At 74.6% G+C, this 26,157-nt stretch carries 6 protein-coding genes; 1 reads left to right on the top strand and 5 read right to left on the bottom strand.

Annotated elements, in window-relative coordinates; all coding sequences use genetic code 11:
* Nucleotides 1–60: 60 nt before the first annotated feature.
* Nucleotides 61–1,836: an MFS transporter gene (locus FJK98_RS09500; protein WP_145918691.1), complete on the bottom strand. Its 1,776-nt coding sequence runs from the start codon at nucleotides 1,834–1,836 to the stop codon at nucleotides 61–63.
* 82 nt (nucleotides 1,837–1,918) lie between these two features.
* Here FJK98_RS09500 and FJK98_RS09495 point away from each other — a divergent pair, with 82 nt between their 5' ends.
* Complete coding sequence (locus FJK98_RS09495) at nucleotides 1,919–2,506, top strand: TetR/AcrR family transcriptional regulator (protein ID WP_145918690.1); 588 nt, start codon at nucleotides 1,919–1,921, stop codon at nucleotides 2,504–2,506.
* Nucleotides 2,507–2,596: 90 nt separating this feature from the next.
* Here FJK98_RS09495 and FJK98_RS09490 read toward each other — a convergent pair whose 3' ends face one another.
* The 4 genes from FJK98_RS09490 to FJK98_RS09475 form a co-directional block, all read right to left on the bottom strand.
* Nucleotides 2,597–2,863: a PqqD family protein gene (locus FJK98_RS09490; RefSeq protein WP_088642116.1), complete on the bottom strand. Its 267-nt coding sequence runs from the start codon at nucleotides 2,861–2,863 to the stop codon at nucleotides 2,597–2,599.
* Between the two features lie 214 nt (nucleotides 2,864–3,077).
* Nucleotides 3,078–24,353 (bottom strand): type I polyketide synthase, encoded by a 21,276-nt coding sequence (locus tag FJK98_RS09485; RefSeq protein ID WP_145918689.1) that lies wholly within the window; start codon nucleotides 24,351–24,353, stop codon nucleotides 3,078–3,080.
* A 148-nt stretch (nucleotides 24,354–24,501) separates the two neighbouring features.
* Nucleotides 24,502–24,738: a ferredoxin gene (locus FJK98_RS09480; protein ID WP_145918688.1), complete on the bottom strand. Its 237-nt coding sequence runs from the start codon at nucleotides 24,736–24,738 to the stop codon at nucleotides 24,502–24,504.
* On the bottom strand, nucleotides 24,735–25,922 hold the full coding sequence (locus FJK98_RS09475) for a cytochrome P450 (RefSeq protein WP_145918687.1): 1,188 nt from the start codon (nucleotides 25,920–25,922) through the stop codon (nucleotides 24,735–24,737). Before FJK98_RS09475 ends, FJK98_RS09480 begins: the two co-directional genes overlap by 4 nt.
* Nucleotides 25,923–26,157: the final 235 nt, after the last annotated feature.

The raw sequence follows: 26,157 nt of genomic DNA, 5'->3' as shown, positions 1-26,157 counted from the left end.
GCCGGGACAACCCCTACGCGGGAGCCCCGGCCCCCCTAGCCCGGCAGCGGGATGCGGATCTCAGGCCACCGGATGGGCCGGACGGGTGTCGGCCGGAGCGGCCGTGGGCGGTCCGATCCGGACCTCCGGGCCGGGCGCGGCACCGGTGGGGCCGGCACCCTCGACGACCGTGCCGACCGGCACCGTGTCGACCGGGACGGGTGCCGCGTCGACCGTGGCGGCGTCGGTGTCGGGGGCGGCGGAACCGTCGGCCGGCGGCCGGGCGGCAGCGGCCGGGGTGACGGGCCCGCCCTGACCACCCGACGTGTCCTGGCCCGGCACCGACGCGCCCACGTTACGCAGTTGCACGGCGGCCAGCACCGCCGTCACCAGCAGGATGCCGGCCGCGACGACTGCGGCGGCCCGCAACTCGGCGGCGAAAGCGGCGCGCGCCAGCGCCACCAGCGTGTCCCCCGCAGCGGTGGTGAGCGTGCGGCTCTCCTCGACCGCGCCACCCAGGGTCTCCCGGGCGGTCGCCCAGGAATCCGCCGACACCCCGTCCGGCGCCGTGCCCGAGAGTTGCTGCCGGTAGACGAACGTGCCGATGCTGCCGAGGATCGCGACGCCGAGCGCGGCACCGAGCTGGCTGCCGGTCTCGGAGAGCCCGGCAGCGGCACCGGCCCGCTCCGGCGGCGCGGTGGAGACGATCAGCTCGGCGCTCAACGTCAGCACCATCGCGACGCCACCGGTCATCAGCGCCTGACCGACGACCACCTGGGTCAGGCCCACCTCGTCGCCGACCTGGGCGAGCACCAGGCAGCCGGCGGCGCCCACCAGCAGGCCACCGGCCGCGACGTAGGCCCGCCGGAAGCGCTGCGCCAACATCGGAGCCAGCACCGCCGCGCCGACGCCCGCCGCGGCGGCGGCCGGCAACGACCACAGCCCGGCGGTGAACGGACGCAGTCCGAGCACCAGTTGGAGGTACTGGCTGATAAAGAACATGAAGCCGACAAGCGCGAAGTTGGCGAGCACGTTCATCACGACCGCCGCGCTGAATGCCGGCGCGCGGAACAGCCGGACGTCGATCACCGGGTCGGCGAGGCGTCGTTGCCGCCACACGAAGACGGCCAGGAAGACCAGCCCGCCGACCACCCCGGCCACCGGCGGCCAGTCCGCCCCGTGTTCGGCGAACTGCTTGATGCCCCAGATCGTCGGCAGCACCGCGACGAAGGCCAGCACCGTGCTGATCAGGTCGAACCGCCCGGCCGCCGGGTCGCGGAACTCCGGTAGCAGCAGGGGGGCCAGGATCAGCAGGAGCACCATGATCGGAACGTTGATCTCGAAGACGGTGCCCCAGGAGAAGTACTGGAGCAGGGCACCCCCCGCCACCAGGCCGATGACGCCGCCAGCGGAGAACCCGGCTGCCCAGAGCCCGATCGCGGCACGCCGCTCGTTCTCGTCGTGGAACATGTTGCGGATCAACGACATGGTCGACGGCATGAGGGTCGCACCGGCGGCGCCCATCACCGCCCTGGTCCCGATCAGCATGCCGGGACTGGTGGAGAGGGCCGTGGCCACGGATGCCGCACCGAACACGGCCGCGCCGATCATCAGCAGCCGACGGCGCCCGATCCGGTCCCCCAGCGTTCCCATCGGGATCAGCAGGCCGGCCAGCACGAAGGCGTAGACGTCGGTGATCCAGAGGAGTTGGCTGCTGGTCGGTTCAAGGTCCGCCGTGATGAACGGCAGGGCATATGACAGCACGGTCATGTCCATGCTGATGATCAGTGTCACCATGACGAGAACCGCGAGGCCGATCCACTCGCGGCGGCCGGCCTTTGCCTGCGCTGTAGCCATGGCCGAAAGCTATCACCGAGGATATACAAGCGTATACATCTGGCGGATGAATTAGGGGGTCGTTCCGAGTAGGGTGACGCCCGTGGGTCATCGGGAACGCCTGCTGGCAGGGGCCAGGGTCTGCCTCTACGAACGCGGCTACACACGTACCACCGCCCGCGACATCGTCGCCGCCTCGGACACCAACCTGGCGTCGATCGGCTACCACTTCGGCTCCAAGGAAGCCTTGCTGACCGCAGCTCTGGTCCAGGCGTTCGAGGAGTGGGGCGTCGAGATCGACCGGGTGCTGCGCGACGGCACCCAGCCCGACCTGATGGACCGGCTGGAGTCGATGTGGACCGGTCTGGTGGAGTCCTTCGGCTCGCACCGACCGCTCTGGGTCGCCGGGATCGAGGCGTTCGCGCTGGCCGAACACCTGCCGGTGCTGCGGGAGCAGCTGGCCGAGAGCTACAGCCGGGCCCGCCCCGCGCTGGCCGCCTTCGTCATCCAGAACGGCGGCGAGAACGTCAGCGAGGAGACCCGCAAGGCCGTCGGCTCGTTCCTGCTGGCACTGATGACCGGACTGACGGTGCAGCGGCTGCTCGACCCCGAAGCAGCCCCCTCCGGCAAGGAACTGGCAGCGGCGCTGCGGCTGATCATCGGTGCGGTCGCCGGGTCCACCGACGACTGATCCACCTCCCGGAACAGGGGTCGCGTCCGCCCCCTCGCCGAGGGCCGGGCCGACACAGGGGGCCGGCAGGGGTGGGACCCCGGCCGACCGTCATTCCACCCGCACCAGCCCGGCGCGGAGCATGTCCTCCAGCCAGACGTCGACGTCCCGCCGGGTGGCCGCCGGATCGGCCGCCCACTGCCGGGCGAGAACACCCGCCGCACGCTCCGGCGAGCCGCCCTGCTGCTGTAGGGCGATCCACATGGCTGCGGCGGTCGCCCCGAACCGGTATCGCAGTCCGTCCCGCTCGGAGGTCAGCTCCAGCTGCCCACTCCGGGTGACCTTCGCGATGATTCCCTGTTCGAGTCGCACCCGCATCCTCCCTGCCTCTCCGCGTCCACCTGGTGGTACCTGCGGCGAACCCGTACGTCCACCCCGTTCGGCAACTACCGTACGAGGTCGGGCGGTAACGCGATACGGTCATGGACCCACGTCGAAGGTGGACAAATACCCACCCCTCCACCGGGTAGGAAGACCCGAGGTCCGCCGGTCACCGGAGTGTCGGCGGACCTCGGGTCCGGCAGCCGGAGGGTCAGTCCGACGCCTCCAACTCGTCGTCGAGGATGTCGAACAGCTCGTCCGCGGAGACCGACGCCAGGTCCCGGGCCGCCGGTTCCACGCCGGCCGTGCCGTACGCCGCGTTCCAGCGGGCCATCAACGCCTGCAGCCGGACGGTGATCCGGTTCCGCTCCGCATCGTCCGGCACGGTGCCGTCCAGCAGCACCTCCAACCGGGCCAGCTCGGCCTCCAGCGACGGCGCGGTAGGCGGCTCACCGCCCAGCTCCGTCCGGACGAACCGGGCCACCGCAGCCGGGCTCGGGTGGTCGTAGATGAGCGTCGCCGACAGCCTCAGCCCGGTGGCCGCACCGAGGCTGTTACGGAACTCCACCGCCGCGAGGGAGTCGAAGCCCAGCTCCAGGAAGCCCTTGTCCATGTCGACGACGTGCGGGCGGTCGTGGCCGAGCACCTCGGCCGCCCGGTCCTGGACCAGCTCGGTGACCACCCGGTCGGCCTCCTCCGCCGGCAGACCGGCGAGCCGGTCCGCCAACGTCCGCTCCCCGGCCACCGCACCGGCCGCCACCCGACGCGCCGGAGCGCGGACCAGACCACGCAACAACGGCGGCACCCCCTCGGCCCGGGCCCGCAACGCGGCCAGGTCGAGGCGGACCGGCAGCGCCAGGGCGGGCGTGGGGTGGGTGGTGTCATCGAACAGTGCCAGCGCGTCGACGGTGGACAACGCACCCACCCCGGACCGGGCCATCCGCCGCAGGTCCGCCTCACCCAGGTGTCCGGTCATCCCGCTGCCCGACTCGGCCCACAGACCCCAGGCCAACGAGGTGCCGACCAGGCCGTGCGCCCGACGGTGCTGGGCGAGGGCGTCCAGGTAGGCGTTGGCCGCGGTGTAGTTGGCCTGCCCGGCCGCGCCGAGCGTGGCCGCCGCCGAGGAGAACAGGACGAACCAGCGCAACGGCAGGTGCAGGGTGAGTTCGTGCAGGTGGCGGGCGGCCTCGGCCTTGGGGGCCACCACCCCCGCCAGCCGTTGCGGGGTCAGCGCGGGCAGCAGACCGTCGTCGAGCGCGCCGGCCGCGTGGATCACCCCGGTGAGCGGGTGCGCGGCGGGCACCCCGTCGAGCAGAGCCGCCACCGCCGACCGGTCGGCCAGGTCGCAGGCGGCCAGCGTCACCTCCGCACCGGCCGCCGTCAGGCGGGACACCAGTTCGTCGACGCCGGGTGCGGCCGGGCCACGCCGGCTGGCCAGCAGCAGCCGCCGGACGCCGTGCCGGGTCACGAGGTGTTCGGCGACGAGCCGGCCCAGCCCACCGGTGCCGCCGGTGACCAGGACGGTGCCCTCCGGGTCCGGGCCGGCGGGCAGCTCACCGGCAGGCACCGGCAGCGGCGCGAGCCGGGGCGCGAGCAGCCCGCCGGAGCGTACCGCGAGTTGCGGCTCGGCACCGGCGGCGAGGGCCGCGCGCAGCCCGGCCGGATCAACCCCGTCGACGTCGACCAGGACGAACCGGCCCGGGTTCTCCTCCTGGGCGGCCCGGACCAGACCCCAGACCGTGGCGTCGACGGGCCGGGGCACGTCCTCGCCGTCGCCGGTGGCGATCGCGCGGGTCGTCACCAGGGCCAGCCGGGCACCGCTGAACCGGTCGTCGGCGAGCCACCGCTGGACCACGTCCAGCGCCCCGGCGGCGGCCGGCACCGGCGAGTCCGACGTGGCCCGCCAGGACAGCACGACGGTCTGCGGCACGAAACCGGTCCGCGCGATGTCGGCCGCGAGCGCGGCCAGGTCCGGGTGGTGGGGCACCCCGAGGCCGAGGTCACCGTCACCGACCACCACCGTCGCGTCGGCCGGCTCGGCGTCCCCGGCCGGTACCGGGACCCAGTCGAGCTGGTACAGCGCCGAACGGTGGGCGGTGCCCGCCACACCCAGCTGGTCGGTCGCGAGCGGCCGGACCACCAGCGCGGCGACCGAGGCGACCGGGACGCCACCGGCGTCGGCAAGATCGAAGGCGACCTCCTCCGGGCCGGTGCGGGTCAGCCGGACCCGCAGCGCCGTGGCACCGGTGGCGTGCAGGGTGACGCCGCGCCAGGCGAACGGCACCTGGAGCCGCCCGTCGTCGGGCTGGTCCGCCTCGGCCAGGTCGAGGGCGTGCAGCACCGCGTCGAAGAGCGCCGGGTGCAGACCGAACCGGGCGGCCGAGGACCAGGCGTCCTCGGGGAGCGCCACCTCGGCGTACACCTCGTCGCCGCGTTGCCAGGCGGCCCGCAGCCCCTGGAACAGCGGGCCGTAGTGGTAGCCGGCATCGGCGAGCCGGTCGTAGCGCCCGTCCAGGTCGACCGGTTTGGCGTCGGCCGGCGGCCAGGTGTCGCCGGCCGCCACGGCCGGGACGGTGGCCGGCGCCGGAGCCAGCACGCCGGTGGCGTGCCGGGTCCACCCGTCACCGCCGTCCGCCGGGCGGGAGTGAACGGTGACCGGGCAGCGGCCGGTCCCGTCGGGCGCCCCCACCACCACCTGCAGATCCACCCCGCCGCGCGGGGGCACGGTCAGCGGGGCCTCCAGGGTCAGCTCCTCCACCAGGCCACAGCCGACCTGGTCACCGGCGCGGACGGCCAGCTCCACGAAGGCCGTCCCGGGCAGCAGCACCGTCCCGGCGAGGGCGTGGTCGGCCAGCCACGGATGGGTCCGCAGGGAGAGCCGGCCGGTCAACACGGTGCCGTCGACGCCGGCCAACCCGACCACCGCGCCGAGCAGCGGGTGGGCGGCCGGACGCTGGCCGAGGCCGGGCACGTCGCCGTCGACCTCCGCCGCGTCCAACCAGAGCCGGCGACGCTGGAACGGGTACGTCGGCAGTTCGGTGACCCGGGCGCCGGTCGGCGCGAACCAGGCCCGCCAGTCCACCGGCACGCCCCGGGTGTGCAGGGTCGCCAGGGCGGTGAGCAGGGTCGTCGCCTCGTCCCGGCCGCTGCGCAGCACCGGCACCAGGGCGACGCCGTCGGTGCCGGTGACACACTCCCGGGCCAGCGCGGTGAGCACCGCGTCCGGGCCGACCTCCAGGTACGTGGTGACGCCCTCAGCCTCCAGGGTGGTGATCCCGTCGCTGAACCGGACCGCCTCCCGGACGTGCCGCACCCAGTAGCCGGGGTCGCGGATCTCATCGGGGTCGGCGAGCCGGCCGGTCAGGTTGGACACCACAGGCACCCGCGGCGGGCTGAACGTCAGGCCGGCGAGAACCTCGTGGAACTCGGCCAGCATCGGTTCCATGTGCGGCGAGTGGAAGGCGTGACTGACCCGCAGCCGCTTGATCCGGCGGCCCCGGGCCCGCCAACCGTCGGCGATCGCGCCCACGGCGTCGTGGTCACCGGAGACCACCACCGCCTGCGGACCGTTGACCGCGGCGATGCCCAGTTCGGCCTCGCGGCCGGCCAACTCCCCGCGTACCTCCGCCTCGGACGCCTCGACGGCCACCATCGCGCCGTCCTCGCGCATGCTCTGCATCAGCCGGCCCCGCGCGGTGACCAGGGTCGCCGCGTCGGGCAGCGACAGCACCCCGGCGACGTGCGCCGCAGTGACCTCACCGATGGAGTGCCCGGCGACCAGGTCGGGTCGGATCCCCCACGACTCGAGCAACCGGAACAGGGCCACCTCGATGGCGAACAGCGCGCTCTGGCTGTAGACGGTCTGGTCGAGCAGGGCGGCGTCGGCCACGTCCGGCTCGGTGTAGAGCACCTCGCGCAGCGGTCGGTCGAGCTTCGCGTCCAGGTGGGCGCTGACCTCCTCGAGCGCCTCGGCGAAGGCCGGGTACGCGGCGGCCAGTTCACGGCCCATGCCGAGTCGCTGGGCACCCTGACCGGTGAAGAGCATGGCGAGTTTGCCGCCGACGGGGGTACCCCGGACCACCTCGCTGCCGTCGCCGCCCCGGGCCGTCTCCCGCAGCGCGCGCACCGCGTCGTCCCCGGCGGCGGCGACCACGACGGCCCGGCGTTCCAGCGCCGCCCGGGTGGTGGCCAGCGAGTACGCCACGTCGAGGCTGGCGCCGGTGGCGGCGACCAGGTCGGCCTGGGCGCGCAGCGCATCGTCCGAGCGGGCCGCGAGCAGCCACGGCAGGACGGGCGGGTCGACCGTCACGTCGACCTCGACCGGCGCGTCCTGCGTCGGGGGTGCCTGTTCGATGATGACGTGGGCGTTGGTGCCGCTGATGCCGAACGACGACACCCCGGCCCGGCGCGGCCGGTCCACCGCCGGCCACTGCTGCGGCTCGGTGAGCAGCCGCACCTCCCCGGCCGACCAGTCCACCTGCGGGGACGGCTCGTCCACGTGCAGGGTGCGCGGCAGCAGGCCGTTGCGCATGGCCAACACCATCTTGATCACGCCGGCCACACCGGCCGCGCCCTGGGTGTGCCCGATGTTCGACTTGATCGACCCCAGCCACAACGGCCGGTCCGCCGGCCGATCCTGCCCGTACGTGGCCAGCAACGCCTGCGCCTCGATCGGGTCGCCCAGGGTGGTCCCCGTGCCGTGCGCCTCGACCATGTCCACCTGGTCGGGTGCGACGTTCGCGACGGCCAGCGCCTGCCGGATGACCCGCTGCTGGGAGGGGCCGTTGGGCGCGGTCAGGCCGTTGGACGCGCCGTCCTGGTTGATCGCCGAACCCCGCACCACGGCGAGCACGTGGTGACCGTTGCGCTCGGCGTCGGACAGCCGCTCCAACAGCAGCATCCCGACACCCTCGGACATCGCCGTGCCGTCCGCGCCGGCCGCGAAGGACCGGCACCGGCCACCGGCGGCGAGGCCACGCTGGAGGCTGAACTCGACGAAGGTGCCCGGAGTGGACATCACGGTGACGCCACCGGCCAGGGCGAGGGAACACTCCCCCGACCGCAACGCCTGCACCGCCAGGTGGATCGCCACCAGCGACGAGGAGCAGGCGGTGTCGACGCTGACCGCCGGCCCCTCCAACCCCAACGTGTACGAGATCCGCCCCGACGCGACACTGGACATGCTGCCGTTGCTCAGGTAGCCGGCCAGCTCGTCCGGCACGGAGGGCAGCCGGCTGCCGTAGTCGTGGTACATCACGCCGGTGAAGACGCCGGTCGGGCTCCCCTTGAGCGACGTCGGGTCGATGCCCGCCCGCTCCAGCGCCTCCCAGGAGCTCTCCAGCAGCAGCCGCTGCTGCGGGTCCATCGCCACCGCCTCGCGCGGACTGATCCCGAAGAAGTCCGGGTCGAAGTCGGCCGCGTCGTAGAGGAAACCGCCCTCCAACGAGTACGTCCGGCCGGGCTTGCCGGGCTCCGGGTCGTAGAGGCTGTCGAGGTCCCAGCCCCGGTCGGTGGGGAACGCCGAGATGGCGTCCCCGCCGTCGACGAGGAGCTGCCACAGCTCCTCCGGGCTGCGGACCCCGCCGGGGAACCGGCAGCTCATCGCGACGATCGCGACGGGTTCGTCGGCCACCGGGCGGGACGGTTCGTCCGGCCGGACCTCGGCCGGACTGCCGACGATGGTGTGGTGCAGATGGTCGGCGAGCGCGGCGGGGTTCGGGTAGTCGAAGACGAGCGTGGCGGGCAGCCGCAGCCCGGTGGCGGTGTTCAGCTTGTTCCGCAGCTCCACGGCGGCCAGCGAGTCGAAGCCGAGTTCCTTGAACGCCCGGGCCGGTTCGACGGCGGTGCCGCTGTCGTGCCCGAGGACCGCCGCGACGCTGGCCCGGACCAGATCGAGCAGCATCCGGCGCTGGTCGTCCACACCGAGGGTGGCGAGTTGCCGCTGTAGTCCGGAGCCGGTGACCGGGGCGGCCCCGGCACCGGCCGCCCGACGGGCGGGCAACCGGACCAGACCCCGGAACAGCGCCGGCATCTGCTGCCCCTGGGCGCGCAGCGCGGCGGTGTCCAACCGGATCGGCACCAGCGCCGGCTCGCCCGCCGCGACCGCCACGTCGAGCAGGGCCAGGCCCTGCTCGGAGTCGATCGGCAGGACACCGGAGCGGGCCATCCGGGCCACGTCGGCGTCGCCGAGGTGGGACGTCATCCCGCTGCGCTGCTCCCAGAACCCCCAGGCCAACGACGTGGCGGGCAGGCCGAGGGCATGCCGGTGGGCGGCCAGCGCGTCCACGAAGACGTTCGCGGCGGCGTAGTTGCCCTGCCCGGCCCCGTCGATGGCCCCGGCGGCGGAGGAGAACAGCACGAACGCGTCGAGGTTCCGGCCGAGGGTCAGCTCGTGCAGGTGCCAGGCCGGTTCGGCCTTGGCCCGCCAGACCGAGTCGAGCTGCGCCGGGGCCAGGGTGGCCAGCAGCCCGTCGTCGAGGACACCGGTGGTGTGCACGACCGCGGTCAGCGTGGGGATGCCGTCGAGCAGGGCGGCGACGGCGTCCCGGTCCGCCATGTCACAGGCGACGATCCGGACGGTCGAGCCCAGGGCGGTCAGCTCGTCGAGCAGGTCCGTCGCGCCGGGGGCGGCGAGCCCCCGCCGCGAGGTGAGCACCAGGTCGCGGACGCCGTGGCCGGCGACCAGATGACGGGCCACCAGCGCACCCAGCACACCGGTGCCACCGGTCACCAGCACGCTGCCGTCGGCCCGCCACACCTCGCCGGAGCCGGCGAACCGGGTCAGCCGTGGCACCCGTACCTGGCCGTCCCGCAGGGACAACTCCGGCTCGCCGGTGCCCACCGCCGCCACGATGTCCTCCACCGGCGTCTCCGGGTCGGCGTCCACCAGCACGAACTGGCCCGGGTTCTCCGCCTGCGCGGCCCGCACCAGGCCCCACACCGGGGCGTGGGCGAGGTCGGTGCCACCGTCGACGGCACCGTGGGTGACCACCACCAGCTGGGCGGCAGCCTGCGCCGGGTCGGCCAGCCAGGACTGGAGCAGGGCGAGGGTCTCCCCCACCGCCGTCCGGGCGGCGGTGGCCGGGTCGGTGTCGTCGCCGACCGGGGTGAGCGGGGCGAGCACGACGTCGGGGATGCCGAAGCCGATCCCCTCCAGGTAGCCCCACGACTCGGTGGGGGTGCCGGTGGGGACCGTCGTCCAGTCGATGCGGTAGAGGTCGCCGTCGGTCGGGGCGGTGGTGGTGAGCTGGACCGGACGGGAGACGAGGGCACCGACGACGGCCACCGGGGCCCCGTCGGGGTCGGCGAGGTGCAGGGTGGCGGACTCCGGCCCGGTGGCGGTGATCCGGACCCGCAGGGCGGTCGCCCCGGTGGCGTACAGGGTGACGTCGGTCCACGCGAACGGCAGGTACGGCGGCCGACCGGCGGGCACCGGCTCACCGATACCCACCGCCTGGAGCGCGGCGTCCCACAGCGCCGGGTGCAGCCCGAACCGGGCCGCGTCCGCGTGCGCCTCCTCCGGCAGGGCCACCTCGGCGTACACCACGTCGCCGGCCCGCCACGCCGCCTGCACGCCCTGGAACATCGGCCCGTACTCGTAGCCCTGGGCCATCAGGTCGTCGTACAGGCCCGCCGTCGGCACCGGCACCGCACCCGGCGGCGGCCACGCGGTCAGCGTGAACGCGGGGTCGGGGGTGTCGGCCGAGAGGATGCCGGTGCCGTGCCGGACCCAGCTCTCGGTGTGCTCCGGGCGGGAGTGCACCGTGACCGCGCGTCGGCCGGCGTCGTCGGGGGCACCCAGCAGGAGTTGCACCTGGACGGCGCCCTGCGCGGGCAGGACCAGCGGAGCGTGCAGGGTCAGCTCGTCGAGGTGACCGACGCCGGCGTGCTCACCGGCGTGCAGCACCAGCTCGACGAGGCCCGTACCGGGCAGCAGCACCGTGCCGTTGACGGCGTGGTCGGCCAACCACGGATGGGTGTCCAGGGAGATCCGCCCGGTGAAGAGCACCTCACCGGACTCGGCCATGCCGACCGCGGCACCCCACAGCGGGTGGCCGGCGGAACCGAGCCCGGCGGCGGCGAGGTCGGCGGTGCTGCCGGTGGCGTTGATCCAGTACCTGCGGCGCTGGAACGGGTAGGTCGGCAACGGCACCTCGCCGCGGGGACGCGCCGGCAGCACCGGCGACCAGTCCACCGCGAGGCCCCTGCTGAACGCCTCACCCAGCGAGGTCAGCCAACGGCGCAGACCACCCTCGCCACGGCGCAGCGAGCCGACGGCGGCGACCTCGACGCCCCCGTCGGCGGCGGTCTCCTCGATGCCCATGGTCAGCACCGGGTGGGCGCTGCACTCCAGGAACACCCGCATGCCGGCGGCGAGCAGGACCCGGGTGGTCTCCTCGAACCGCACCGTCTGCCGCAGGTTGGTGTACCAGTACCGGGCGTCCAGGCCGGCGGTGTCGAGCACACCCGCGGTGACCGTCGAGTAGAACGGCACGCGGGAGGCGCGGGGGGTGATCCCGGCGAGGACGTCGAGCAGCCGCTGTTCGATCAGCTCGACCTGGGCGGAGTGCGAGGCGTAGTCCACGTTGACCCGCTTGGCCCGGTGCCCCTCGGCGGTGAGGGTGGCGACCAGGTCGTCGACCGCGTCGGGGTCGCCGGAGACGACCACGGAGGAGGTGCCGTTGACGGTGGCGATGGAGATCCGCCCGGCGTAGCCGGTCAGCCGCTCGGCCGCCGCCCGCTCCGGCAGGCCGACGGAGGCCATCGCGCCCCGCCCCGCCAGGTCCTCCGCGATGGCCAGGCTCCGCAACGCCACCACGGCGGCACCGTCACGCAACGACAGACCGCCCGCCACCACGGCGGCGGCGATCTCACCCTGCGAGTGACCGATCACCGCGTCCGGCTCCACGCCGTACGCGCGCCACAGCCCGGCCAGCGACACCATGACCGCCCAGAGCACCGGCTGCACCACGTCCACCCGGTCCACCGAGGGGGTGCCCTCCACCCCCCGCAGCACGTCGGTCAACCGCCACGGCACGAACTCCGACAACGCCGCACCGCACTCGTTGATCCGCTCGGCGAACACTGGCGACGAGTCCAGCAGTTCCACCGCCATGCCCAGCCACTGCGAGCCCTGCCCGGGGAAGACGAAGACGGTGCCGCCCTGGAGCACCCCGGGGGCGGTGCCGTTCTCGGCGAAGGCGCGCGCCCCGGCGACGAACTCGGCCCGGTCGCCGACGATCACCGTCCGCCGGTCCAGCAGCGCCCGCCCGGTCGCCAGCGTGTACGCGAGGTCACCCGGCCGTGCGGTGTCGCTCTCGGCGACGGCGGCCACCCGCCCGGCCTGCTCCCGCAGGGCCTGGTCGGTACGGGCGGACAGCACCCAGGGCAGGATCTCCGGCTCGGGGGCGTCGGCCGGTGGCTCCTCGCCCGGGGGTGCCTGTTCGATGATGACGTGGGCGTTGGTGCCGCTGATGCCGAACGACGACACCCCGGCCCGGCGCGGCCGGTCCACCGCCGGCCACTGCTGCGGCTCGGTCAGCAACTGCACGTCCCCGGCCGTCCAGTCGATCTGCGGGGACGGTTCGGTCACGTGCAGGGTGCGCGGCAGCAGGCCGTTGCGCATGGCCAGCACCATCTTGATCACGCCGGCCACGCCGGCCGCGCCCTGGGTGTGCCCGATGTTCGACTTGATCGACCCGAGCCAGAGCGGCCGGTCCCCGGGACGGTCCTGCCCGTAGGTGGCCAGCAACGCCTGCGCCTCGATCGGGTCACCGAGGGAGGTGCCGGTGCCGTGCGCCTCGACCACGTCCACCTCGGTGGTGGGGATGCCACCGGCCGCCGCCAGGGCCTGCCGGATCACCCGCTGCTGCGAGGGGCCGTTCGGCGCGGTCAACCCGTTGGACGCGCCGTCCTGGTTGATCGCCGAACCCCGCACCACGGCGAGCACGTGGTGACCGTTGCGCTCGGCGTCGGACAGCCGCTCCAACAGCAGCATGCCGACACCCTCGGACATCACGGTGCCGTCCGCGCCCGCCGCGAAGGACTTGACCCGGCTGTCGGCGGCCAGGCCACGCTGGAGGCTGAACTCGATGAAGGTGTCCGGGGCGGACATCACCGTGACGCCGCCGGCCAGGGCCAGCGAGCACTCCCCCGCCCGCAGCGCCTGCACCGCCAGGTGGATCGCCACCAACGACGACGAACAGGCCGTGTCGACACTGACCGCCGGCCCCTCCAACCCCAGGGTGTACGAGATCCGCCCCGAGGCCACGCTGGCCATGCTGCCGTTGCCCAGGTAACCCACCAGGTCCTCGGGCACCTCCGGCAGCCGGCTGGCGTAGTCGTGGTACATCACCCCGGCGAACACGCCGGTGAGGCTGCCGCGCAGCGAGGTGGGGTTGATGCCGGCCCGCTCCAGCGCCTCCCACGAGGTCTCCAGCAGCAGCCGCTGCTGCGGGTCCATCGCGACCGCCTCGCGCGGGCTGATGCCGAAGAAGTCGGGGTCGAAGTCGGCCGCGTCGTAGAGGAAACCGGCCTCCATCGAGTACGTCTTGCCGGGCTTGCCGGGCTCCGGGTCGTACAGGTTGTCGAGGTCCCAGCCCCGGTCGGTGGGAAACGGCGAGATGGCGTCCGTCCCGTCGACGAGGAGCTGCCACAGCTCCTCCGGGCTGCGCACGCCACCGGGGAAGCGGCAGCTCATCGCGACGATCGCGACGGGCTCGTCGTCGGCGATCGCGGTGGCGACGGTCGGGGCGGCCGGGGTGGCCGCGCCGAGGAGCCGGGTGTGCAGGTAGTCGGCGAGCACCGTGGGGTTCGGGTAGTCGAAGACCAGGCTGGCCGGCAGTCGCAGCCCGGTGGCGGTGTTCAACTTGTTGCGCAGCTCCACGGCGGCCAGCGAGTCGAAGCCGATCTCCCGGAACGCCCGGGCCGGTTCCACGGTGGCCGGGCTGTCGTGGCCGAGCACCGCAGCCACGTCGGCCCGGACCAGGTCGAGCAGCAGACGCCGCTGCTCGGCGTCGGTCAGACCGGTCAGTCGCCGTTGCAGCGCCGACCCGCCGACCGGCGTCCGGCCCGCCTCGGCGGCCCGCCGGGCCGGGAGCCGGACCAGGCCACGGAACAGGGCCGGCATCGACTGGCCCTGGGCGCGCAGCGCGGCGGTGTCCAACCGGATCGGCACGAACGTCGGCTCGCCGGTGGCGACCGTCGCGTCCAGCAGCGCCAGCCCCTGCGCGGAACTGATGGGCAGGATGCCGGAGCGGGCCATCCGCGCCAGGTCGGCCTCGCCGAGGTGCGCGGTCATCCCGCTGCGTTCCTCCCACAGCCCCCAGGCCAACGAGGTCGCGGCGAGGCCGAGCCCACGCCGGTGCTCGGCCAGGGCGTCGAGGAACACGTTCGCCGCGGCGTAGTTGCCCTGCCCGGAGCCGTCCACCACGCCGGCGGCCGAGGAGTAGAGCACGAACGCCGACAGGTTCCGGTCCCGGGTCAACTCGTGCAGGTGCCAGGCGGGGGTGGCCTTCGCCCGCCACACGCCGTCGAACTGCGCCGTGGTCAGCGAGGTCACCAACCCGTCGTCGAGGACGCCGGTGGTGTGCACCACCGCCGCCAACCCGGGAATCCCGTCGACCAGGACGGCAACGGCCTCCCGGTCGGTCAGGTCACACGCGACCACCTCGACGGCGGCACCGAGACCGGCCAGTTCCTCGCGCAGCTCCACCGCGCCCGGTGCCGCCGGCCCCCGCCGCGAGGCCAGGACCAGATCGCGGACGCCGTGCGTGGCGACCAGGTGCCGGGCCACCAGCGCGCCCAACACGCCCGTGCCGCCGGTCACCAGGACCGTGCCCTCCGCCCGCCAGCCGGTGTCGCCGGTGGCGGCGCGGGCCAGCCGTGGCACGCGTACCTGCCCGTCGCGCACCGACAGCTCCGGCTCGCCGGTGCCGACCGCCGCGACGATGTCCTCGACCGGCGTCTCCGGGGCGGCGTCGACCAGCACGAACTGGCCGGGGTTCTCCGCCTGCGCGGCCCGGACCAGGCCCCAGACCGGGGCCTGGACCAGGTCGGTGACCCCGTCGGCCGCGCCGCTGGTCAGCACCACCAGCCGGGACTCCGCCGACCGGGGGTCGGCCAGCCAGCGCTGGAGCAGCCCGAGCGTCGCCACGGCGGTGGCCCGCGACGCCGACTCGACGTCGACGGCACCGTCCGGGGCGGCCGACGGGTCGCCGGCCGCCGGGGTGGTGAGCCGGGTGACAACCAGCTCCGGCGCGTCGTCGCCGAGGTCCTCCAGGTACGCCCAGGAGGTGGTCGCGGCGGTGGGCGTCGGCACCGGGGTCCAGTCGACGCGGTAGAGGTTGCCGTCGGCGGCGGCCCCGGCGGCGAGCTGCACCGGCCGGGAGACCAGCGCGCCGACCTCGGCGACCGGTGCGCCCGTCGGATCGGCCAGGTGCAGGGCCACCGCCTCGGTGCCCACCGGAGTGATCCGCACCCGCAGGGCGGTCGCGCCGGTGGCGTGCAGCGTCACCTCCGTCCACGCGAACGGCACCGACGGCGGCCGGTCCGCCGGCGCCTCCTCGCCGATGCCCACCGCGTGCAGCGCCGCATCGAGCAGCGCCGGGTGCAGGCCGAACCGCGCCGCGTCGGCGTGCGCGTCGGACGGCAACGACACCTCCGCGTACACCGTCCCGCCGGCCCGCCACACGGCCTGCACGCCCTGGAACACCGGGCCGTACTCGTACCCCTGGGCCACCAGATCGTCGTAGAAGCCGTCCACCGGCACGGGCACCGCGCCCGGCGGCGGCCAGGCGGTCAGGTCGAAGGTGGCCACGGCCGGGGTGTCGGCGAGCACGGCGGTGGCGTGCCGGGTCCACGGCAGGTCCGGGTCGGCGTGCTCGGGACGCGAGTGCACGCTGACGGTACGGCGGTTCGCCTCGTCGGCGGCCGTCATCAGCAGTTGGACCTGCATCGCGCCGCCAGTGGGCAGCAGCAGCGGGGCGTGCAGGGTCAGCTCTTCGAGGTGCCCGAGACCCACGTGGCCCCCGGCGTGCAGGACGAGTTCGACGAAGCCGGTGCCGGGCAGCAGCACCGTGCCGGCGACCGCGTGATCGGCCAGCCACGGGTGGGTGTCCACGGAGAACCGGCCGGTGAACAGCACCTCGCCGGACTCGGCCATCGACACCGACGCGCCCCACAGCGGGTGGCCCGCCGCCCCGAGGCCCACCGACGCCACGTCGGTCGCCGCGGTGGTGGCGTTGATCCAGTAGCGGCGGCGCTGGAAGGGGTAGGTGGGCAGTTCGGTGGTGCGGGCGCCGGTGGGCGCGAACCAGGCCCGCCAGTCCACCGGGACGCCCCGGGTGTGCAGGGTCGCCAGGGCGGTCAGCAGGGTCGTCGGCTCGTCCCGGCCGGCACGCAGCACCGGCACCAGGGCCACCGCGTCCTCGTCGGTGACGCAGTCCCGGCCCATCGCCGTCAGCACCGCGTCCGGGCCCACCTCCAGGAACGTGGTGACGCCCGCCGCCTGGAGGGCGGCCACCCCGTCGCCGAAGCGCACCGACTCCCGTACGTGCCGTACCCAGTAGTCCGGGTCGCGCAACTCCTCGGGGTCGGCCACCGCACCGGTCACGTTGGACACCACCGGCAGTTGTGGCCGCTCGAACACCAGGCCGGAGAGGATCTCGTGGAACTGCGCCAGCATCGGCTCCATGTGCGGCGAGTGGAAGGCGTGACTCACCCGCAGCCGCTTCGTCCGCCGCCCCTGACCCCGCAGACCCGCGGCGACCGACTCCACCGCCTCGGCGTCACCGGAGACGACCACCGCACGGGGACCGTTCACCGCCGCGACGCCCACCCGCGCCTCAAGGCCGGCCAGCGCGGCACGCACCTCCGCCTCGGACGCCTCGACGGCGACCATCGCGCCGTCCTCACGCATCGACTGCATCAGCCGGCCCCGCGCCGTCACCAGGGTCGCCGCGTCAGCCAACGACAACACCCCGGCCACGTGGGCCGCCGTCACCTCGCCGATCGAGTGCCCGGCCACCATGTCGGGCCGGACCCCCCACGACTCCAGCAGGCGGAACAGGGCCACCTCGATGGCGAACAGCGCCGCCTGGCTGTAGACGGTCTGGTCCAACAGCGCCGCGTCGGCCACGTCCGGCTCGGTGTAGAGCACCTCCCGCAGCGGCCGGTCCAGCTTCGCGTCCACCTCCGCGCACACCTGCGCGAACGCCTCGGCGAACACCGGGTACGCCGCCGCCAGTTCACGGCCCATCCCCAACCGCTGCGCGCCCTGGCCGGTGAACAGCACCGCCAGCTTCCCGACCGACGGCGAGCCGTACACCACGTCGGGCGAGTCGGTCCCCTCCGCCACGCACCGCAGGGCGCGGACCGCGTCCTCGCCCGCCGCGGCCACCACCACCGCCCGGCGCTCCAACGCCGCCCGCGTCGTCGCCAACGAGTACGCCACGTCCAGGCCCGCGCCCGTGGCGGCGACCCCGCCGGCCTGCGCCCGCAACGCCTCCGCCGAGCGCGCGGACAGCACCCACGGCAACACCGCCGGGACGACCGGCGCGGTGTCCCCGGCCGGCGGGGGCTCCTCCTGCTCCGGGGGCGCCTGCTCGATGATGACGTGCGCGTTGGTGCCGCTGATGCCGAACGACGACACCCCGGCCCGGCGCGGCCGGTCCACCGCCGGCCACTGCTGCGGCTCGGTCAGCAGCCGCACCTCCCCGGCCGACCAGTCGATCTGCGGCGAGGGCTCGTCGGCGTGCAGGGTGCGCGGCAACAGGTCGTTGCGCATCGCCAGCACCATCTTGATCACACCGGCCACACCCGCCGCGCCCTGGGTGTGCCCGATGTTCGACTTGATCGACCCCAGCCACAACGGCCGGCCCGCCGGCCGGCCCTGCCCGTACGTGGCCAGCAGCGCCTGCGCCTCGATCGGGTCACCGAGCGCCGTGCCGGTGCCGTGCGCCTCCACCACGTCCACCTCGGTCGCCGGGATGCCACCGGCCGAGGCCAGGGCCTGCCGGATCACCCGCTGCTGGGAGGGGCCGTTCGGCGCGGTCAGGCCGTTGGACGCACCGTCCTGGTTCGTCGCCGAACCCCGGATCACGGCGAGCACCTGGTGACCGTTGGCACGGGCGTCGGAGAGCCGCTCCAGCAGCACCATGCCCGCGCCCTCGCCCCAGCCGGTGCCGTCGGCACCGGCGGCGAAGGACTTCGACCGGCCGTCCTTGGCCAGGCCGCGCTGGAGGCTGAAGTCGAGGAACGTGTCCGGGGTGGACATCACGGTGACGCCGCCGGCCAGGGCGAGGGAGCACTCCCCGGCCCGCAGCGCCTGCACCGCCAGGTGGATCGCCACCAGCGACGACGAGCACGCCGTGTCGATCGACACCGCCGGCCCCTCCAGCCCCAGGGTGTAGGCCACCCGGCCGGAGACGATGCTGGCGAGGCTGCCGTTGCCCAGGTAGCCGGCCAGGTCGTCGGGCACCTGGTGCAGCCGCAGCGCATAGTCGTGGTACATGACGCCGGCGAAGACGCCGGTCGGGCTCCCCTTGAGCGAGGTCGGGTCGATCCCGGCCCGCTCCAGCACCTCCCACGAGGTCTCCAGCATCAACCGCTGCTGCGGGTCCATCGCCACCGCCTCGCGCGGGCTGATGCCGAAGAAGTCCGCGTCGAAGTCGGCCGCGTCGTAGAGGAAACCGCCCTCCATCGAGTACGTCTTGCCGGGCTTGCCGGGCTCCGGGTCGTACATGCCGACCAGGTCCCAGCCCCGGTCGGCGGGGAACGACGAGACCGCGTCGACGCCGCCGTCGAGCAGTTCCCAGAGCTGCTCCGGGGTGGCCACCCCGCCGGGGAAGCGACAGCTCATCGAGACGATCGCGATGGGCTCCTGGGTGAAGGAGGCCGCTGCGGGCTCCGGCGTCGCCACGTCCGCGCCGGTGCCCAGCACGGTGGAGACCACGAACTCGGCCAGCGCCGCCGGGGTCGGGTAGTCGAACGCCAGGGTCGCCGGCAGCCGCAGCCCGGTGGCCGCCTTGAGCCGGTTACGCAGCTCCACCGCGGCCAGCGAGTCGAAGCCCAACTCGTTGAAGGCCCGGCGCGGCTCGATCGCCTCCGCGCCGTCGTGGCCGAGCACGGCGGCGACGTGCTCGCGGACCAGGTCCAGGGTGAACCGGTCCCGCTCGGCCTGGCTGAACGCGGCGAACTGCCGGGCCAGCCCCTGCGTGGCGTCGGCCGGGCCGGCGGCCTGGGCGCTGCGGCGCGCCGGCAGCGGCACCAGGCCGCGCAGCAGCGCCGGCACCCCGTCGGGCCGGTTGCGCAGGGCGGTCAGGTCGACCCGGATCGGGGCGAGCACCGGCTCGTCGACGCCGAGCGCCGCGTCGAGCAGGGCCAGGTTCTCGGCCGGGCTGAGGCCGGGCATGCCGGAACGCTCGATGCGCTGCAACGCGGCGGCGTCCAACTGGCCGCCCATGCCGCTGTCGCCGGTCCACAGGCCCCAGGTGAGGGCGACGGCGGGCCGGCCCTGCGCCCGGCGGGTGGCAGCCAGCGCGTTGAGGGTGGCGTTCGCGGCGGCGTAGTTGCCCTGCCCGGCGCAGTCGAGCAGGCTCGCCAGGGAGGAGAAGAGCACGAACGCGGTCAGGTCGGCGTCGCGGGTCAACCGGTCGAGGTTGACCGCGCCGTCCAGCTTGGCCTTCAGCACCGCGTCGATCCGCTGCGGGGTGAGCGAGCCGATCGTCCCGTCGTCGACGATGCCGGCGGCGTGCACCACCGCCCGCAGCGGCCGGTCGGCCGGGACGGCGGCGAGCAGCGCGGCCAGGGCGTCGGCGTCGGCCGCGTCGCAGGCGGCCACCTCGACGCTCGCGCCGGCCGCTTCCAGCTCGGCGCGCAGCTCCGCCACGCCGGCCGCCGCCGGGCCGCTGCGGCTGGTCAAGAGCAGGTGGCGTACGCCGTGGTTGCCGGCCAGGTGCCGGGCGACGTGCGCGCCGAGCCCGCCGGTGCCGCCGGTGACCAGCACCGTGCCGTCGGTCGGCCACCCGCTGCCGGTGCCGGCTGCGTCGTCGGGGGTGGTGGCGACCCGGGCCAGCCGGGGCACACTGATCTCCCCGTCGCGTACCCGCAGCTCCGGTTCGCCGGTGGCCAGGGCGGCGGCCAGCAGCGACGTCGGGGCGTCGCCGAGCCGGACGGTGACGAACCGGTCCGGGTTCTCCGTCTGCGCGGCGCGCAGCAGACCCCAGACCGCCTCGGTGGCGAGGTCGTCGGCGCGGCTGACGAAGACCAGCCGGGTGCCGGCCAGCCGCGCGTCGGCCAGCCACTGCTGGACCAGCGTCAACGCGTCGGCGGTGGCGGCCCGGACGTCACCGGCGCCGACCCCGACGAACGCCCACTCGGGGGCGGTCGCGCCGGCGTCGATCGCGGCACCCAGCGCGGCCGGGTCGGCGTGCCGGGTGGCCGTGCCGATCCGCTCGTCGCCGAGCACCACCCAGCGGGGGGTGCCCGCCGGGGCGGGCCGGTGCCCGAGCTTCGTCCACTCCAGCCGGAACAGCCGCTCGTGGTAGCCGCCCCGGGCGGCGGTGAGCTGGGCGGTGGAGACCGGCCGGGAGACGAACGACCGCACCGACGCCACCGGTGCGCCGGTGGCGTCGGCGAGGGTCACCGACACGCTGTCCCCGGCGGCCGGGGCGATCCGCACCCGCACCTCGGCCGCACCGGCGGCGTGCAGGGTGACGTCGTTCCAGGCGAACGGGATGCGCACCTCGTCGTCGGTGGGCTCGCCCCGGCGGGCCGCGTCGATGGCGTGCAGGGCGGCGTCCAGCACCGCCGGGTGCAGGCCGAAGCGGGCCGCCTCGGCCCGGCTGTCGGCGGGGAGCGCGACCTCGGCGTACACCTCCTGGCCGCGCCGCCAGACGGCCTTGAGGCCCTGGAAGACCGGGCCGTAGCCGTAGCCCTGGTCGGCGAGTTCGGCGTAGATGCCGGCCAGGTCGACCGGGCGGGCGTCGCGCGGCGGCCACTGGGTGAGCGGCTGCCCGGCGTCGGCGGTCTCCGGGGTGAGGAAGCCGCTGACATGCCGGGTCCAGAGCTGGTCGTCCGGGTCGGACCCGTCGGGCCGCGAGTAGACGGCCACCGGGCAGCGGCCGGCCGGGTCGGCGGCGCCGACGACCACCTGGAGGGCGACGCCGCGCTCGTCGAGCGCCAGCGGGGCCTCCAGAGTCAGCTCCTCGACGGTGGGGCAGCCGACCTGGTCGCCGGCCCGCACGGCCAGCTCGACGAAGGCGGTGCCGGGCAGCAGCGCCACCCCGGAGATGGTGTGGTCGGCCAGCCACGGGTGGCTGCGCAGCGACACCCGACCGGTGAGCACCACCCCGTCGCCGCCGGCCAGGCCGACGACCGCGCCGACCAGCGGGTGCCCGGCGGCGAGCTGGCCGAAGCCGGTCGCGTCGCCGCTGCCGCCACCGGATTCCATCCAGAACCGGCGACGCTGGAACGGGTACGTGGGCAGCGCGACCCGACGGGCCCCCCGGGCGGCGAAGAACGCCGTCCAGTCCACCGGCACCCCCCGCACGTGGGCGCGGGCGACGGCGGCGACGACGTCGGTCTCCTCGTCGTGGTCGGCGCGCAGCAGCGGGGCGAAGACCACGTCGGCGTCGTCGTCGAGGCAGGCCGGACCCATCGCGGAGAGCACACCGGCCGGACCCAGTTCGAGGAAGGTGGTGACCCCCTCGTCGGCCATCGCCCGGACCGCGTCGGCGAACCGGACGCTGTCGCGCACGTGCCGCACCCAGTAGTCGGGGTCGCACAGCTCACCGGAGAGCACCGGCCGGCCGGTGACCGTGGAGACGACCGGGATGGTCGGCGGACGGTAGGTGAGCACGTGCGCGAGCCGGCCGAACTCGGCGAGCATCGGCGTCATCAGCGGCGAGTGGAAGGCGTGGCTGACCTTCAGCCGCTTCGTCTTGTGCCCGGCGGCGGCGAGGGCGGCGACCACCTCCAGCACGGCGTCCTCGTCGCCGGAGACCACCACCGAGGCGGGGCCGTTCACCGCGGCCAGGCCCACCTGCGCCTCGCGGCCGGCCAGCAGCGGGCGGACCTGTTCCTCGGTGGCCTGCACCGAGATCATCGCGCCCTCGGCGGGGAGCTGCTGCATGAGCCGGCCCCGGGCGGCGACCAGCAGCGCGGCGTCCTCCAGGGAGAGCACCCCGGCGACGTGGGCGGCGGCCAGCTCACCGATCGAGTGCCCGGCGAGCAGGTCCGGCCGGACCCCCCACGACTCCAGCAGCCGGAACTGGGCGACCTCCACCGCGAACAGCGCGCACTGGGTGTAGGCGGTCTGGTCGAGCAGGGCCGCCTCGGCGGTGCCGGGCTCGGCGAACAGCACGTCGGCCAGCGGCACGTCCAGTTGCAGGTCGAGCCAGCCGCAGGCGTCGTCGAACGCGGCGGCGTAGACCGGGTAGCTGCGGTGCAGCTGCCGGCCGGCGTTCAACCGCTGGCTGCCCTGCCCGGTGAACAGGAATCCGAGCCCACCACCGGCGGCCTGCCCCAGGCGTACGCCGGGCACGTCGCCACCGGCGGCGAGGGCGGCCAGGTCCTGGACCGCCCCGACCCGGTCCCGGGCCACCAGCACCGCCCGGTGCTCCAGCGCGGTCCGGGTGGTGGCCAGCGAGTACGCGACGTCGAGCAGTTCCGGGGCGTCCCCGTCGGTGCCCACGACGGCGAGCAGCGCGGCGGCCTGGTCGCGCAGCGCCGCCTCGCTCCGGGCGGAGAGCACCACCGGCAGCACCTCGCTGGGCAGCTGCGGCACGGCGGGCACGGCCTCGTCGTCGACGGCCGGCGGCTCCTCGACGATGACGTGCGCGTTGGTGCCGCTGACCCCGAACGAGGAGACCCCGGCCCGGCGCGGGTGGCCCGGGTCGTCCCACGGGCGGGCCTCGGTGAGCAGGGCGACGGTGCCGGCGGACCAGTCCACGTTGGGGGTGGGCGCGTCGACGTGCAGGGTCCGTGGCAGCACCCGGTGCCGCATCGCCATCAGCACCTTGATCACACCGGCGACACCGGCGGCGGCCTGCGAGTGGCCAATGTTGGACTTCAGCGAACCGAGCCACAGCGGCCGGTCGGCGGGGCGTTCCCGGCCGTAGGTGGCGATGATCGCCTGCGCCTCGATCGGGTCGCCGAGCCGGGTGCCGGTGCCGTGCGCCTCGACCAGGTCGACGTCGGTGGGGGCCAGGCCGGCCGACGCCAGCGCGGACATGATCACCCGCTGCTGGGACGGCCCGTTCGGGGCGGTCAACCCGTTGGACGCGCCGTCCTGGTTGATCGCCGAACCCCGGATCACCCCGAGCACCCGGTGGCCGTTGCGGCGGGCGTCGGAGAGCCGCTCCAGCACCAGGATGCCGACCCCCTCGGCCCAGCCGGTGCCGTCGGCCGCCGCCGCGAACGGCTTGCACAGCCCGTCCGGGGCGAGACCACGCTGCCGGCTGAACGCGGTAAACGCGCCCGGGTGCACCATCACCGCGACGCCACCGGCCAACGCCGTGGTGCACTCGCCGCGCTGCACCGCCTGGCAGGCCAGGTGCAGGGCGACAAGCGAACCCGAGCAGGCGGTGTCCACGGTCAGCGTCGGGCCCTCGAAGCCGAAGGTGTAGGCGAGCCGGCCGGACACCACGCTCGGCGCGTTACCGGTGAGCAGGTAGCCGTCCAGGCCCTCCGGGGCCTCGTGCAGCCGGGGGCCGTACTCCTGCGGTTCGGCGCCGATGAAGACACCGGTCTGGCTGCCGCGCAGCGACGCCGAGTCGATGCCGGCGTCCTCCAGCGCCTCCCAGGCGGTTTCCAGCACCAGCCGCTGCTGCGGGTCCATCGTCATCGCCTCGCGGGGGCTGATGCCGAAGAAGTCCGCGTCGAACTCGGCCGCGCCCTCCAGGAAGCCGCCCTGGCGCACGTACGTCTTGCCCGGCTTGCCCGGGTCCGGGTCGTAGAGCCCGTCGGTGTCCCAGCCCCGGTCGGTCGGGAAGTCGCTGATCACGTGCCGGCCCTCGAAGACCAGCCGCCACAGGTCGTCGGCGGAGGTGCTGTGCCCCGGGTAGCGGCAGCCGATGCCCACCACGGCGATCGGCTCGTCGTCGGCGGCGGGCCGGCGCAGCGGCGCGGCGACCGGCGCGGGCGCGGCGTCCCCACCGAGCAGGGTCCGCAGCAGCCGCCCGACCGCCTGCGGCGTCGGGTGGTCGAAGACCAGGGTGACCGGCAGGTCCAGGCCGGTCGCGGCGGTGAGCCGACGGTGCAGCTCGACCGCGGCGAGCGAGTCGAAGCCCAGGTCGCGGAAGGGCCGGCCGGGCTCGACCGCGTCCGGGCCGTCCGGCAGCACGGTCCGCAGCACGTCGCGGGCCTGCTCCCGGACCAGCGCGGTGAGCGCCCGGTCCTGCTCGTCGGCCGTGCGGCCCTCCAGCCGCCGCCGCAGTGCCGACAGGGCGTCGGGCTCGGCACCGGTGGGGTTCACGGACTCGCTCATGGCACGCTCCACTAGGTCTCCGGGTTCGACGCCCGGCTCGGTGTGTCGGCTTTCGGCGCCCGATCACGGCAAGGCCGCCGCGACCGGTAGGGGGGACCGGTCGCGGCGGCCTCGCGGCGACCGGTGGGTTCACCGGTCGGGGCGGTGGTTACTCCTCGGGCGCGAGCAGCGCGCCCGAGGCGGCGTCGCGCACGGTGATCGCCGACATCGGGCACATGTCGGCGGCATCGATGACCGCCTCGTCGGGCGCGGTCTCCGGGGCCAGGGCGGACGCCTTGCCTTCCCGGATCTCGATCTGGCGGGGGGCCGCGCCGGCGCAGACCCCGGTACCGATGCAGGCGTCCCGGTCGACGGTGACCGTCCACCGGGTGTCCACAGCGGTCACCACGCCACCAGCAGCTTGCTCGGGCCCCGGACCAGCTGGCCGGACTTCCACGACACGCCCGCGTCACCGTCGGCCAGGCTCAGCTCGGGGAACCGGTCCAGGACGGTGTGCAGGGCCACCTGGAGTTCCATCCGGGCGAGCTGCGCGCCGAGGCAGTGGTGCGGGCCGTGGCCGAACGCGACGTGCGGGTTCTGCTCGCGGGTGAAGTCGAAGGTCTCCGGGTTGTCGAAGATCTCCGGGTCCCGGTTGGCGCCGGGCAGCGAGACCAGTACCGGCTCACCGGCACGGACGGTGATCCCGCTCAGCTCCACGTCCTCCACCGCGTACCGGGGGAACATGGCGGCCGGGTTCAGCGGGATCATCCGCAGCAGTTCCTCCACGGCGGCCGGCACCAGGCTCCGGTCGGCGCGCAGCTGCGCCATCAGCTCCGGGTGGGTGAGCAGCGCGTAGACGAAGTTGGGAATGTGCGTGGAGACGGTCTCGACCCCGGTGAGCAGCAGCCCGACCCCGGCGATGGAGAGCAGTTCCTGCTCGGTCAGCCGGTCGCCCTCGTCGCGGGCCTTGACCAGCGCGCCGAGCAGGTCGTCGGTGGGCTGCTCGCGGCGCTGGGCGACGAGCTTGCCCATGTAGCCGAAGAGCTGCTCGGCATAGACCATCAGCTGCTCGCTGGTGCTGGTCAGCCCCTCGGTCCAGATCCGGAACTGGGCCCGGTCCTCGACCGGCACCCCGAGCAGCTCGCAGATGACGGTGATCGGGTACGGCAGGGCGAACAGCTCGACCAGGTCACCCGGCGAGCCCTTGGCGATCATCTCGTCGACGTACTCGTTGGCGATCCGCTGTGCGCCCTCGCGCATCTCGTTGACCCGGCGGGCGGTCAGCGCCTTGCCGGCGAGCTTGCGCAGCCGGGTGTGGTCCGGCGGGTCGAGGCCGATGATGCCCTCGTAGGTCATCTCCTCGCGGGTGCGGGGCTGGTCCTTGCCCTGCGCCGCGGCCCGGCTGAACCGCGGGTCGGTCAGCACGGTCTTGACGTCCTCGTACCGGGTGGCCAGCCAGGACACCTCGCCGTACGGCAGTTGCACCCGGGCCAGCGGCTCGGTGCTGCGCAGCAGCCCGTAGACGGGGTCGATGTCGATCCCGGGCGCCTCGCTGAACGGATATTTACGGATCTCCTGATCGATCGTCACGGAGCACTCCCTCGGGTCGCACCGGGCGCACGTGATCCGGCGCTGGCGTCGATGTCTGCACGGCCGCTCGGTGCGGTACGGCGTATCCGGGCGACACGCCGGGCGCCGGCCGGACCAGGCGAGGGATACGTAATCAGGAAAGGAAATCCACCTACACCCCCGCGACGCCCCTAGCCTCCCCCTACCCGCGGCGCTAAGGGGCGGCTCTGGGGTGCCGCTAGGGGTCCGGGCGGAC

It is taken from the genome of Micromonospora sp. HM134, from assembly GCF_007833915.1.
Lineage (GTDB): Bacteria > Actinomycetota > Actinomycetes > Mycobacteriales > Micromonosporaceae > Micromonospora > Micromonospora wenchangensis.
Note: the sequence above shows the minus strand (reverse complement) of the source record. Positions and strands in the feature narration are given on the sequence as shown.

What these genes read in the sequence shown, in the direction of transcription:
- FJK98_RS09490 (WP_088642116.1), bottom strand. Translation starts at nt 2,863, where the DNA reads ATGCGGGTGCGACTCGAACAGGGAATCATCGCGAAGGTCACCCGGAGT.
- FJK98_RS09500 (WP_145918691.1), bottom strand. Translation starts at nt 1,836, where the DNA reads ATGGCTACAGCGCAGGCAAAGGCCGGCCGCCGCGAGTGGATCGGCCTC.
- FJK98_RS09485 (WP_145918689.1), bottom strand. Translation starts at nt 24,353, where the DNA reads ATGAGCGAGTCCGTGAACCCCACCGGTGCCGAGCCCGACGCCCTGTCG.